This window comes from Mesorhizobium sp. M0664 (assembly GCF_040320565.1).
Classification (GTDB): domain Bacteria; phylum Pseudomonadota; class Alphaproteobacteria; order Rhizobiales; family Rhizobiaceae; genus Mesorhizobium.
In genome coordinates this window covers 1-12,998 of record NZ_JAMYPW010000081.1, presented here as the reverse complement: position 1 = coordinate 12,998, position 12,998 = coordinate 1, and the positions used below count along the sequence as shown (strand labels likewise).

Annotated in this window: 9 protein-coding genes and 2 pseudogenes; 7 read left to right on the top strand and 4 right to left on the bottom strand. The window is 61.0% G+C overall.

Annotated features, from left to right (window positions below):
• Nucleotides 1–1,746: calcium-binding protein (locus tag NKI39_RS33380; protein ID WP_352837307.1), on the top strand; the 1,746-nt coding region annotated here is incomplete at its 5' end.
• Between the two features lie 585 nt (nucleotides 1,747–2,331).
• Nucleotides 2,332–3,219, top strand: a complete 888-nt coding sequence (locus NKI39_RS33375; protein ID WP_352837304.1) for a LysR family transcriptional regulator — start codon at nucleotides 2,332–2,334, stop codon at nucleotides 3,217–3,219.
• A gap of 21 nt (nucleotides 3,220–3,240) precedes the next feature.
• Here NKI39_RS33375 and NKI39_RS34425 read toward each other — a convergent pair.
• Nucleotides 3,241–3,365, bottom strand: a pseudogene (locus NKI39_RS34425) (DUF2274 domain-containing protein).
• Nucleotides 3,366–3,420: 55 nt separating this feature from the next.
• Nucleotides 3,421–4,140 carry a hypothetical protein gene (locus tag NKI39_RS34420; protein ID WP_502898649.1) on the bottom strand — a complete coding sequence of 240 codons (720 nt, stop codon included), beginning with the start codon at nucleotides 4,138–4,140 and terminating at the stop codon, nucleotides 3,421–3,423.
• Nucleotides 4,141–4,287: 147 nt separating this feature from the next.
• Here NKI39_RS34420 and NKI39_RS33365 point away from each other — a divergent pair, with 147 nt between their 5' ends.
• Nucleotides 4,288–4,536, top strand: a complete 249-nt coding sequence (locus tag NKI39_RS33365; RefSeq protein WP_352837301.1) for a helix-turn-helix transcriptional regulator — start codon at nucleotides 4,288–4,290, stop codon at nucleotides 4,534–4,536.
• Nucleotides 4,537–4,926: 390 nt separating this feature from the next.
• Here the strand turns inward: NKI39_RS33365 and NKI39_RS33360 are convergent.
• Nucleotides 4,927–5,859 (bottom strand): annotated as a pseudogene (locus NKI39_RS33360) (TIM barrel protein).
• A gap of 687 nt (nucleotides 5,860–6,546) precedes the next feature.
• Here NKI39_RS33360 and NKI39_RS33355 point away from each other — a divergent pair.
• From NKI39_RS33355 to NKI39_RS33340, 4 genes are all read left to right on the top strand, one after another.
• The gene (locus NKI39_RS33355; RefSeq protein ID WP_352503527.1) at nucleotides 6,547–7,734 is read left to right on the top strand and encodes a magnesium transporter; all 1,188 of its coding nucleotides are present in this window, start codon (nucleotides 6,547–6,549) and stop codon (nucleotides 7,732–7,734) included.
• 487 nt (nucleotides 7,735–8,221) lie between these two features.
• Nucleotides 8,222–9,496 (top strand): tetratricopeptide repeat protein, encoded by a 1,275-nt coding sequence (locus tag NKI39_RS33350; protein WP_352837298.1) that lies wholly within the window; start codon nucleotides 8,222–8,224, stop codon nucleotides 9,494–9,496.
• Between the two features lie 11 nt (nucleotides 9,497–9,507).
• Nucleotides 9,508–10,317: a FecR family protein gene (locus NKI39_RS33345; RefSeq protein ID WP_352837295.1), complete on the top strand. Its 810-nt coding sequence runs from the start codon at nucleotides 9,508–9,510 to the stop codon at nucleotides 10,315–10,317.
• A gap of 15 nt (nucleotides 10,318–10,332) precedes the next feature.
• Nucleotides 10,333–12,378: a CHASE2 domain-containing protein gene (locus tag NKI39_RS33340; RefSeq protein ID WP_352837292.1), complete on the top strand. Its 2,046-nt coding sequence runs from the start codon at nucleotides 10,333–10,335 to the stop codon at nucleotides 12,376–12,378.
• Nucleotides 12,379–12,476: 98 nt separating this feature from the next.
• Here NKI39_RS33340 and NKI39_RS33335 read toward each other — a convergent pair whose 3' ends face one another.
• Complete coding sequence (locus tag NKI39_RS33335) at nucleotides 12,477–12,707, bottom strand: hypothetical protein (RefSeq protein ID WP_352837289.1); 231 nt, start codon at nucleotides 12,705–12,707, stop codon at nucleotides 12,477–12,479.
• Nucleotides 12,708–12,998: the final 291 nt, after the last annotated feature.

Sequence of the window (12,998 nt, the reverse complement as noted above, 5' to 3'; positions counted from 1 at the left end):
GTCGACTACGACATGATCGACCGAGCCGTGGCTGCAGCGGTGAAATCCGGCATCCCGATCAGCAACATCGTTCCGGTCTATCAGGCCTTCGGTGGCGGCAATTGGGAGACTTCCGATGGCGGCAGACAGGTCATGCCCACCGCCGAACAGATGCAAATCATGATCGATCATTGGGCCAAGCTGGTTCCGTCACCCGCCTTCGACTATACCTACAAATGGGGAACGCAGAACGGCGACACCGCATTAGAGAGCTCTCCGGAACTACAAGCCGTTTTCCGGGAGCACAACCTCGCAACGACTGGGACCGAACCGCCTCCAGTCGACACAAGCGACACCTTGTATGGCACCAGCGGCGACGATGTGTTCCACGGCGCCGGCGGCCACACGATGATCGGCTATGGTGGCAATGACACCTATTATGTCGAAGATGTCCGCGACAAGGAGATCGAGGCCGCGGGCGGCGGTACCGACAAAGCATTCGCCTCCGTAAGTCATGCGCTTGCGGCCGGATCGGAAATCGAACTTCTCGCCACCAACAGCCCGTCGGGCACATCGGCAATCAACCTCACCGGCAACGAGTTCGCCCAGACTATCCAGGGCAATGCCGGTGCCAATGTCATCAACGGCGCCGGCGGGGCCGATACGTTGGTCGGCTATGGCGGCAACGACACCTACTATGTTGACAAGGCCGGTGAAAGGGTGGTTGAGGCGATCGGCGGCGGCGCCGACAAAGTGCTCGCCTCGGTGAGCCATGCTCTGTCGGCTGGCTCGGAGATCGAGGTTCTCGCCACCACCAACCCTTCCGGCACGACGGCAATCAACCTCACTGGCAACGGCTTCGCTCAGACCATCCAAGGCAATGCTGGTGCCAATGTCATTAATGGCGGCGGTGGCGCCGATACGATGGTCGGCTATGGCGGCAACGACACGTACCATGTCGACAACGCCAGCGACAGGGTGGTTGAGGCGGCGGGGGGCGGCACCGACCGGGTGTTGACTACCGTGAGTCATGCCCTTTTGGCCGGCTCGCAGATCGAGCTTCTCGCCGCCGCGAATTCGTTCGGCACGACCGCAATCAATCTCACCGGGAACGAGTTCAGCCAAAGTATCGGGGGCAATGCCGGTGCCAATGTCATCAACGGTGGCGGAGGCGCCGATGCGATGGTCGGCTATGGCGGCAACGACACCTACTATGTCGATAATGCCGGCGACAGGGTTTACGAGGCCGTCGGTGGCGGCACCGACGGGGTGCTTTCCTCGGTAAGCTATGCTCTCTCCGCAAACTCACAGATCGAGCTTCTCGCCACCACCAATCCGTCCGGTACGTCTGCAATCAACCTGACCGGCAACGCCTTTGCCCAGACCATCCAAGGCAATGCCGGCGCGAACATCATCAATGGTGGCGGCGGTGCCGACATCTTGACCGGTAATGGAGGCAATGATGCCTTCGTGTTCAACAGCGCCCTTGGAGCCGGCAATATCGACAAGGTCACCGACTTCAACAAGCTCCAGGACAAGATCCAGCTCGACGACGCCGTTTTTGCCGGGCTTAAATTGGGCGGCCTTTCATCCGATGCTTTCTTTGCTGGCACGGCTGCGCATGATAGCTCCGACCATATCATCTACAACAGTTCAACCGGAGCGCTCTCTTTCGACAGCGACGGCATCGGTGGCGCAGCTCAAATACAGTTCGCCACTCTCTCTCCAGGTCTGTCGCTTACGGCAGGTTCGTTCCTTGTGATCTGAACGACCCGGAACGGCGGACCTTCAATTCGAGACGGTCCGCCGCTTTATCTTTGTTCAAGCACCGGATTTCCAAGCGGGATGCAGTTTTGGTTGGTGCTTTCCCCTTGAGCTAGCGGGCGTGCTCTTCCATAAGGTGAGCGAGAACGGAGTGGTATCTTGTGGTGAGCGTCCTCAGGGATCATCGCCGCGAGTAGCCTACCATCCGAGCTCACCTGATCGGCTCGTGCGAGCCCTCCCTACCAGCGGAACCCACCCGCACCGTGGCAGCATGAATCGCGGCGAGCCGCCGTGGCCGACCATGGGGGCCACTCAAGCCTAAAGGTTCTCCTTGGGGCAAGGTGCCAATCAAAGACATTCGAGTTCGTCTTCTCCGATGACCATTCGATGGCCAGCGTCGAACACTTCCTCGACCGGCGCCGCGGCCGTTGGGTGATCGCGAGAGGTCTTGCTGCACGGTGTCTTCGTTGTTGTTCCTCGACGGGTGATCGTCTCGCCAGGCGTCAATACTAAGATTTGGTGATAGCCCCCGATCGCCAAAAGCGCTCAGATGTCTGCAATTTGTTGCTACCTTGACCTTGTGCAGAGATGCGGAGCTCCATTCAACTCGCGACACTTAATTATGCGCTTGTGGTCGCGGAGGAGGGCAGCTTTCTGCGCGCGGCGCGGCGCGCCGGTATCGACCACTCCGCGCTCAGCCGACGCATAAGCGATCTCGAATACGCGATTGGAGCGAGGATATTTCATCGTCATGCCCGCGGCGTTGGCCCAACCCCGGCCGGCGAGCGTTTCCTCGATCGTCTGCGCTCCGTGCTACTCGAACTGGACAATATTCTCACCCTGGCCAGGACCGGCATTAAAGATGAACAACAAAGGCTTTCCATCGGCTCCAACGGATTCATCCTCGCCGGACGAGCGCTGGATGCAGTCATCGAGTTCGGGCAATGTCATCCAAATGTGACTGTCAGTTTGATCGAAGGCTCTCATCCTGAACCAGGGGCTACTTTGGGCGGGGCGAAGGTCGACGTTGCCGTCACTTCCTGCTCCCGATCCACTGGCGGCGCATTCGAACTGAGATTGTGGAAGGATACCCTAGCCGTCGTTCTCGCTCCAAATCATCCTCTCGCAAGCCGTCCCATCATCGAGTGGTCGGAGCTAGGCCGGGAGACGCTGCTCGTGCGCAAGGGTGAAGCGTTTCTCCTCGCCGACGCTGTTGGAAGCGACGTGCAGCTTCCCGCGGTCGTCGAACATCAAGCCTGTGCGGGCATCCTTCTGCGCCTTGTCGGAAATGGCCTTGGTGTCGCTCTGATCCACGATGGAGATGCCAACAGCGTTCCTGAAGGCGCCGTCTGCCGCAAGCTACGGATCGGGGGCAAGCCGATCCAGATCTGCAATTTTGCCCGTTGGCGCCCGGACAACGCCAATCCTGCCCTGCCGGTATTCATTGCGTTCCTGCGCGATCGGTATTCGTCCTGACGGCCGCAATGACCCGAATAGTCATCCCGCCTTCAGGGTTCGTCGGGCTGTAGCAAAGGCTCTGTCCGTCGTCACGAATCGGGTGAGCATTGGCGCTATCAGCTTGCCGGATCGGCGACTATCTGTCCGGTGTCGCGGCTGAGCAACTCAGCATAGGCGACCAGATCGCGATGAACGGCGCCAGGCAGATCGACCGTGACCTTAGCCCGGACTGTCGTCGGGAATGGTGGAGAGTTTCAGCTTGGTCCTGACGGATCCTTCGGCGCCGCACCCGTCAGCACCAAAGCCTTCGGCGATGCGCCGCAGATCGCAGAGCGCCGAGCGGAGTTGCGGCCATGGAAATTCGAGGCATTCCTCCCAAGTTTCGCCGTGGCGCAACACGGCATCGAGCTTGCCCGCCACACCGGCGAGGGTCGTGGCGGGAGTCGTCGAGAACGCTTCCAGAAGATCCTTCGCCCGGTCACCAGTCTCGCGCTCGGCCCTGACAGCGGCGGTGTAGCCGGTCTCCTCGGCTGCCTCATCCCAACGTGCCTGATGCGCTGCGAAATCAGCTTCGGCCTTCTCGCGGAGAGCGGCGGTATTCAGCCCATTGCCGAGCACTTCACTGAGCGCCTCGATAGAGTGGACCGTCACCTCCTCGCCTCCGGGCACGCGGACGGTCACACAAGGAAAGCCGACGCTCTCGACAAGCTTTGTTTCCAGCCGCTGCTGCTGCCGGCATAGCCGCTCGGTCCGTTCGTGGGATCGCACCCATTTCTGCCAAAGCGCCAGTGCAGGATCAAAACACACATTCGTGCATCCGGCGCCACCTGCGGACGCGTTACCTTCGAGCGTCCACGCGGTGGTTGCCACCACTGTTCCCGCAAGCACTCGCCTGCGGGTGACGTAAGGCAGAGTCGTGGTATTGTCGGAATCAGCCATGATCCGAGCTCCAATCAGCTTGGGTTGTGGTTAGGCTGGGCAGGTGCAGCAACACCTGCTCAGCCATCTAGCATTCTAATTGCCTAGCATCTCCCATTTAGCCTGATTTCTCAGGCGAAAGTCAACCAAAAAGACTGACTTCAGCGAATGAGCTTAATTTCCGTGGAACAATGTAGGGGAGCCAGGGCAATGCTCGATTGGAGCCAGAGCGAACTTGCAGCGGCGGCGGGCGTCTCCAGAGCGACCGTTGTTGATTTCGAACGTGGGGCACGCATTCCACATCGGAACAACCTTGGTGCAATACGCTGCGCCCTCGAGGCTGCTGGCGTCGAGTTCATCCCAGAGAATGGTGGCGGGCCTGGCGTGCGGCTCGCCCGCCGATCTGACAACAAATAATCAATACAGCCAAACGGCCCTTCGCATCTCGAAGACGGCCGTCGCGTAGACCCGATCTTCCCGAATATTTTGGCAACAGAAACGCCTCTGTCGGCTCGACAAGTGTACCGGAGCGGCCCTCGCGAACCTGAAGACTGAGTTCGTGAGCAGTCATGCGATTGCACAGAGCGAAATCAGCGAGGACCCGGCTGGCCAACGGGTGCGTGATTAGCACGTTTCCGACCCCTGCCCGTGCTCGACCGCCACCGACCGGCCAACCAAATGCTGGCCCTCATGTCGTAGACCGGCAGGCGCACTCTTCTTACGATCTCATCGAAAACAGAATCGGCAAGACTCGTCACGGCCGATTTTGCCAATGCGAAACGGCTCGCTGCCAACGAGTTCGGCAGCTCAGGCCGACATTGGCAGCACCACAGCCGCGCATTCTCGACCTTTGCTCCGCCGCTCCGCGCGAGTGTTCACGCCGATGAGGTTTTTTGCCCGGGCCAGGCAATCGGGCTGCTCGTTGCGATAACGGGGTCCGATTTCCATGATGAGGACGGTCCCCGGCAAGAAGGCCAGCTCACTGAAGATGTTCATCCCATTCCATATCGTCCAGCCGAGAGGCATGTGCAGGTCGCCTATGCCAGCGCTGCATCCTCTTGCAGGAGATAGGTCCTGTGGAAGCCCTGCGGGCGCCCGAAGGAGTCATGGACATGCAGGTGCCCTGCCACTGGCGCCATAGCCCGCAGCTGCTCGCGGAAGGTCAAGCCGCGATGGGTGGATTCAATATAAGCATGGCTGAAATCGATGAGCGCCACCAGGTTTGGATGGCCGATCCCTTTCACCGTCTGCGCCACCTCGGCCGGTCTGTGCCGGCACTGACCCGGTTCCATGGCAAAGACGTTCTCGAAGGCGATGCGCACACCATAGGGCTTGCAGAACTCGGCAAGCTCGAACAACGCTTCGCGTTCGCGTTCCTCCGCACCGGCCGTTCGAGAACCTGGTCGGCGCGAAAATGCCCACCATGCTCGACAAGGACGCGCGCATCGATCCGATCGCAGAGTTCGACCAGCGATCTGGTAACGATAGACCGCCGGTCCGTGAGGTTCGATGAGACGACGCGGTGAACTGTATAGCGGAAATCGAACTTCCTCGTCAGGGCGATAAGCCTCTCGGCTCTCTCGGGGACGACGCGACCACCGACCATGAGGTCGAGGGTCGTCAGTTCCAGTCCGACGGCTTCGACGCACATATCAGCAAAGCTGCGAAAGTCCGCCTTAAGGCTCTCCATCTGCCATTGAAAGAGACTGAGTTAAAACCTGCGGCGATAATCTTGCTCACAAGCATCCCCAATGACGGGCGGCCAGGAATGCCAGGCCGGTCCGGATCGTTGTCAGGTGAGACGGCAATTACAGAACCGATGCCATTCTCGAAACGAGTCTTCGTTCACCCCAAGTGCGATCGAGCGGTCTACGCTATTGCCAGTGGGCCTACATTAACTCGGATCGGACCGCGACGACCTCGAGTCTCACAAAGCAGACTGCCTGCCCCCAAACCTGGAAGCTCTCAAGAGCACCTCTCGTTCAGACAGACTTGATACTGAGAGCCCCTTTCTCAAGCTAAACTATTACAAGTTCACGCAAATCACCTTGTCATCGTGGCGAATTCATCAGCCTCCAGAGCTGGAGAAACGGCAAGATGCGCGGCATGAGGCAAATCAATTCGATCGCCGGAGGCCCTGCCGTTGCAGAGTTTCCGGGTTTGCGTTTCATTGCTGCGGCGTGCTCGCAGATCCCAGGAAAAGACCGGTGAAGTTCGCAACACGTTGAATTCTCGGCGACACGCAGAGGTTACAGCTCGCCTTTATGTACGCCGCAACGGCTCAGATCTGTCTGGGTTCGGTCCACTCGGCGCCCGAGAGGCGAAGATTTCGGGATCGAGGCGCTTGAGCCACTGCGCGCCAGACAGAGCTATCCGATCCGTGTCATACTGTCAGGCAAGACACTAGCAATTTGGGGGCCGCAGCAAATGAAAGAAGAGAACGACGTTCAGAAGTTGGTGCGCACGCTGCGGGCTCGAGCACCTGATGACGCGGCTGAATTGCTGGCCCGAGAATCTCCCGAGTTCATCCGCGACACACTAAAGCTGTTGCCGGACGGGCACGCCCGTAAGGTGGCCGAGCATTTGCCACCGCATATGCGGCCCATCAGGTCTCATGGCAGTGGCAAGGATTTCGCGGTCCCCGACTCGCTCGTCGAGCTGATGGACCCGATTCCCGCCAGCGTTCCTGTCGCGACGACGGTTGCCGCCGCAGTGGAGGCGGTCAGACGCGCCAAGGTGCCGACCGAGCTCACTTATCTCTACGTCACGGACGAGGGCAATAAACTGGTTGGCCTGGTGGTCCTGCGCGATCTGATGCTGAGCGAAGCGGACGCGACGGTGGATCAGATCATGCTGCCCAGGCCGTTCGCCCTTAATGTCGGTCTGTCTTTGAGCGACGCCTGCAAGGCAGCAGTACGCCGTCAGTACCCTGTCTATCCGGTGGTGGACGCGGAGAACCGGCTGCTCGGGCAGGTTCGCGGCTGGCGCTTGTTCGAGCAGCAAATCATCGAGATTTCCGCCCAGTCTGGCCAGATGGTGGGTGTCCAGAAGGAGGAGCGTTCTTTTACGCCGCTGTTTTCAGCCTTCTTGAAGCGTCATCCGTGGCTGCAGCTGAACCTGCTGACGGCCTTCATGGCCGCTTTCGTGGTCAGTTCATTCACAGGCACGATCGAGAAGATCGTCGCCCTGGCGGCGTTCCTCCCGGTCTTGGCCGGGCAGAGCGGAAACACCGGCTGCCAGGCACTGGCTATGACGCTGCGTGGCCTTGCCCTGGGGGATGTGGACAAACGACCGAAGCTACACCTGGTGATGCGGGAGGGCGCGCTCGGGATCGCCAACGGCGTGCTCGTCGGCCTTGTTGCGGCTGCGGCGATGTGGTTCTACGCCTCGCGGCAACCGGAGTCGGCGGCCCAGGCGCCAATGCTGGCACTTGTGATCCTGCTCGCCATGTCCGGATCGTGCCTCATGTCCGGAATCTCCGGCGTGCTGATCCCGCTGGGCCTGCGCCGGGTCGGCGCCGATCCGGCGGTCGCTTCGGCGATCTTCCTCACCACCGTAACCGATATTGTAGGCATGGGCCTGATGCTGGGACTGGCCACCATGCTCGTGCTGTAGCAAGACGCGTCCGGTGACGCGTCCCTGGGAGTCGGGGGCGATAAGCTGACCTCGTCGCGGTCAACGTAATAGCAAGAGCCAGGCCGCATCGCGCACGCGTCGTGAGAAGCACCTTTCGGCAGCTCTCCGACCCCTTCCGCAACGCGACGGAAGACCTTTGGATGAGCCGTGGGTGACCTTGAAGCCTCATTCGATGACCAGATACGCGCAGAATCGCGCAAACAATATTAATCTTGTCGGCTGCGCGATCCGCCACTGATGGTGATTTGAGTTAGTTGCCACTGGTGCCGAATACTTCAATTATGTACAGCAACGCTGAGAAGATGTTTTGACAACCAGCGCAGCCGAAATACGAATAAACCCGATAGTTTGTTGCGCCGCTGCAACAGCTGCTGAGACTCGCATGGTCTGGTGACAGTTCAGTCGCCTTTTTCTTGGAGTCGTGCTAAATCCTTCGCACTAGTCGGGTTTGGGGTGGGTTCTCGGCATGCAATCTTCGTTTCGAACGATCTTCGGCTTCGCCGCAGCGCTGCTTTGTACCGGCGTATTGCCGGCCGGCGCACAAGGTCTTTTTACGGCATATGACGATGCGTTTTCGGCGCGCATCGCCAGTCCTGCCGACAACGGAACGCTCGCCCAGTTCGTCACAGTTGCCGTCAACGCGGGACAATACGATCAGGCGATCTCCTCGATCGAGCAGTATCTGATCAAATACCCCCGCGATGCGCGCGCTCGGCTGGCGGCCAGCCGGTTGTACTATCATGTCGGCTCCTATGAATTGGCCCGGCGGCAGGTGCAGTACGGCATCGAAGTCGGCGGCCTTACCGCAAGTGAGCAGCAGGAAGCCGTTCGCCTGCTCGCCCGCATCGAGCGCGCGTTGCGTGGCGTCACCTGGGAACTCGCCCTGACCGGCGGCGTGTTCAGCGCATTTACCGATTTTGAGCCCGGCGGGGCGCAGGACGACGACAGCTTCGTCTCGCCTTATGGGCGGGCGGAAGGCTTTGTCCGGTGGGACCTCGGCACGCCAAGCGCCGACGCTCTCGTTCTTTCAGGCTCGTTGACCGCAACACAGCGCTTTTTCACGGAAGACCTGTCGGTTCCGGGCAGCGAGAAGACCTTTATCCACGGCAACGCCGCGATCACCTGGGACAAGGGACTGCCGAACAGTGGGATCGATTCGCTGCGCCTGCTGCTTTCGGCGTTCACAGTTACGGATCGCTTCGACAGCGATATCCACGAGACCGGCATCGGCGTCAGTGGGCGCTTTCTGGTGCGCCCGACGGTCGAGACGACGCTTTTCGCAGGCGGCGGCTACATCGATCTAAGCGCCTCGCAAGGCATTTTCGCCGATAGCAGGGTTTTCTATGAGGCGGGCGGCAGCTACCGCTTCCGCAATGGCCAGGCGCTCGGCCTGCGGCTGGTCGGCTCGAATGACTTCGCCTCCGGATCTGGCGAAATCGGCCACAGCTACACGGGCGAGGTCCGCTATGGCGGCCTGTTGATGAACGTGCCGGATCTTTTCGCATGGTCGCACCAGATCGCCTTTTCGGCCGGCCACAGCAACACTCCCGATCTGTCCGTCGGCATCGGCACAAATATCAAGAGCGACTTTTGGCGCATTGCCTCGGAAAGCGATTTTCAGCTGACGGAGGCGCAGAAGATCAGCGTCGATCTCGCCTATCGCGAAACCAACTTCGACATCGCCAACCGCGACCGAAAATCGTTCGAAATGCTCATGAGCTATACGTTGACGCTCAATTGAAAGAGGCCGCGATGAGGACCCCGTACCGTCAGATCGCCATTTTTATCGCCTGCCTTGCCTTTGCGGCACCATCCGCCGCTGAGACGGTCGGGTCGATGACGGCCTACCAGACCAACATCGTCCGCAACAACGGCGGGACAATGAACGTTGGGGCCGGCGTCGAACTCGGCGACCAGCTGCGCAGCAATCCCACCGGTCTTGGAATGCTGGTGTTCCGGGACGAATCGAGCGCCAAGATTGGTCCGAACACCAGCCTGACGATCGACGAGTTCGTCTACAATCCGGGCTCCGGATCGGGAAAGATCGACATCGGGATGAACAGCGGCCTGGCCCGTTTCTATGGCGGCCAGGTTTCGAAAGGCGGCGTCATGCAGGTTGCGACGCCGCATATGGTGCTCGGGGCGAGAGGCGGCATCATCGAAGTGCTGGTGGCAGCCGGCCAGACCGTCGGCATTCTGCGCGCCGGCCGCATGACCTGCACGATCAATGGCAAACGGCTGGTCATCACAAACCCGGGCTACGCCTGCACATCGGAAGGTGGCAAGCTGCTGACCGGCTACGGCGGAATCGACACCTTCCCGATATTGGACAGCATCGACCGGATTGCCGGCACCGGCCTGCCAGGCGCACCGGGTCCGGGATTGGACGTAAGCGCACTTTGTGCGTCGGCACTCGGCGGCTCGCTCAAAGTCTGCGACTCCACCGACGGCGCATTGCCAGGAGTGGTCATGGAGTTCCCCGACACCCCAACGCCACCCGTGGGCGGCGGCGTGAATAAGGGCGAGTGTCAGGGTGAGGGTTGCTGCTACTACTGTGAATAGGCCTGGCCGTACGACATGAGCCTCTTGGTCGGTTGGCGCTGGGCTGATTGGCGGCAAGCTGCCAGGAGTAAGATATCCGGCCTTTTGGTCGTGCTCCTGCTGCTCGCTTGCCATTTGGCTTTCGACGGGCCGCTGTCGCGCCTGCGTGAGCGGACGTACGACTTCTACCAGTTTCTCGCTCCGCGCCAGGCGACGAGCAATCCTGTCGTGATTGTCTCGATAGACGACGCCAGCCTCAAGGCACATGGGCGATGGCCCTGGAACCGGGGCCTCTTGGCCGATCTGGTCGATGGCATCACCAAGTCCGGCGCCGCGGTCATCGGGCTTGCGCTGGTGCTGCCCGAGGCCGACACCTCGCCTGAGGGCATCGCCGGAGACAAGCGCCTGGCAGCGGCGCTGGCCAAAAATCGAACGGCGCTTGCTGTCAGCCTGGGCAATGAGGCGACGGTTTCAGATGCAGGGCCCAAAGCCGGCTGGTCGATCGTCGGACAGGTACCCGACACACTTCCCGGCTTCGCCGGTCTGACCGGCTCGCTTGCCGAATTCTCGAACGCCGCCGCGGGCCTCGGCGTAATTCGCACCTTGCCCGATCCCGATGGCGTACTGCGCCATGTGCCGCTGCTGTGGCTTCGCAATACCGCTCAAGGCGTGCAGCTGTGGCCGTCCTTCGCGCTCGAGCTTCTGCGCCTTTACGCCGGGCAGGACGGCTACATAGCCCGGATGAATGCGGCCGGGTTCGACGCACTCAGGATGGCCGGCGCCATCGTGCTGCTCGAGCCGGAGGGGAGCATCCGCCTCTGGGAAACCGCCACGGATACGCCGCGTATATCTGCCAGCACTATCCTTTCGGGCGGCAGTGATCCACGGCTGCGGGACGCCATCGCCATTGTCGATCTGTCGGCCGTGGGACTGACGCAGTACCTGCCCACCCCGACACGTCCAGCGCGACCAGGCGCGGACATCCACGCCGATGCAATCGGCCAGTTGCTTGCCGGGCGCTACCTGACAGAGCCAACGCATGCGCGCACGGTGGAGCGGCTCTGGTTTGTCCTCAGTGCCGTCATTTTCATCGGACTTTCCGGAGTGCTCGCCGGGCGTGTCGTGCTTGGTGCCTTGGCTCTCGTGCTGCTTGCCGTCACGCCGTTCGTGTTCGGCGCTCTCGAATACAGCCTGCAGGGTGCACTCTATGACCCGCTGCAGCCGGCGCTTGCGACGATCCTGGTAGCCGGCTTCGAAGGCTATGTTCTCTACAGGCGCAGCGAGCAGCGCCGCTCCACCCTGGCACGGCAGTTCGCCCAGTATCTGTCGCCTTCCGTGGTGCAGCGCCTCGCAAGCTCAGACACCGAAGCGATCCTGTCCGGCGAGAAGCGCGAGATCACGATCCTGCTCAGCGACATACGCGGCTTCACGACGATGAGCGAACAACTCGACACCCAGGAAATCGCAAAGGTGGTCAACCACTTCCTCGGCATTGCGACCGATGAGATCCTCAAGCGCGACGGCACCATCGACAAGTTCATGGGCGACGCGGTGCTGGCCTTCTGGAACGCGCCGCTTGATCAGCCGGACCATCGCGAGCGCGCGCTCGACGCGGGCCTTGCCCTGATCGAACGGGTGAAGCGTGAAGACGCCGCCTTCAGCGCGGACGGCCACCCCTCCATCGCAATCGGCGTCGCCATCGAGACGGGCATTTGCTCGGTAGGCAATTTCGGCTCCGAACGGCGTTTCGATTACACCGCGATCGGCTCTCCGGTGAACCGCACGGCTCGGCTCGAGTCGACGACCAAGAAGCTGGGCATCCCCCTGGTGCTCGGTCCCGGCTTTGCGGCAGGAGCGCCGATGCCGGTCGTCCAGGCGGGCGCCTTTGAACTCCAGGGTTTCAAGGGCGAGGTGCCGGTTTTCACCGTTCCGGAGATGCAAGCTGCTCACCAAGGTATGAGCCGCGAAGTGGAGAGCCAACGTGGTGAGCAATCTGGCGCCCCTGCCGTGGTGGTTGGTTCGCCGCCATCCGTGCAAATGGCACCGCCTGATCTTGCACCCCGAACCCGAAGCACACGCTGACCGAATCCAGCGGATCGCGGGTGCCGACCTGCTTTGTGAACTAATACTGCTGGGGAGGCCTAGGTGTCATCAAACGGCCCTTTAATTGCGGGTGGCTGTCAATCCGGATCAGCGCGACAGCCGATGGGACGCGGATAGACGGCGAAGGGATCCGTCGAGGTAACCCCGGCAATGATTGTCGAGGCCGCCGAATTTTCGAGCGAGAAGATAGGCCGTGTTATCCAGTTCACCACGAATGGCAGCACGGCTTCGTTGAGTTCGCCGGCGCCATCATGTGGAGGCAGCGCCCTCGCCGCCGGATCATGCGCTCGGGATGTTCCCAAGAGCATCCAGCCGTAGCACTCCCCGAGCTGCCCTAACGAGAGAGTTCGCTGGGCCGGGATTATGGCCGTTATGAACCTGACGCAATCGATGCAGCTGGCGCTGGCCTCGTCGGGCGCGGTCTATCGACATCAATCGGTCGCCGCGGATGTTGGGATGCGCATGCGTCGGCGCACGTAGCGTCGATACGCCTTGGGCATGTGGGCGTTGACACTGACATGGCCGGAGCGACGTGTTTCAGACGCCGAGCAATTCCAAGGACTGAGCACCAGAACCGAACCTCCCGACGGATTTTCGCG

Bases quoted from the DNA above. Each gene is read 5' to 3' on its own strand.
- NKI39_RS33375 (WP_352837304.1), top strand. From the start codon at position 2,332: ATGCGGAGCTCCATTCAACTCGCGACACTTAATTATGCGCTTGTGGTC.
- NKI39_RS34420 (WP_502898649.1), bottom strand. From the start codon at position 4,140: ATGGCTGATTCCGACAATACCACGACTCTGCCTTACGTCACCCGCAGG.
- NKI39_RS33365 (WP_352837301.1), top strand. From the start codon at position 4,288: ATGAGCTTAATTTCCGTGGAACAATGTAGGGGAGCCAGGGCAATGCTC.
- NKI39_RS33355 (WP_352503527.1), top strand. From the start codon at position 6,547: ATGAAAGAAGAGAACGACGTTCAGAAGTTGGTGCGCACGCTGCGGGCT.
- NKI39_RS33350 (WP_352837298.1), top strand. From the start codon at position 8,222: ATGCAATCTTCGTTTCGAACGATCTTCGGCTTCGCCGCAGCGCTGCTT.
- NKI39_RS33345 (WP_352837295.1), top strand. From the start codon at position 9,508: ATGAGGACCCCGTACCGTCAGATCGCCATTTTTATCGCCTGCCTTGCC.
- NKI39_RS33340 (WP_352837292.1), top strand. From the start codon at position 10,333: ATGAGCCTCTTGGTCGGTTGGCGCTGGGCTGATTGGCGGCAAGCTGCC.
- NKI39_RS33335 (WP_352837289.1), bottom strand. From the start codon at position 12,707: ATGCTCTTGGGAACATCCCGAGCGCATGATCCGGCGGCGAGGGCGCTG.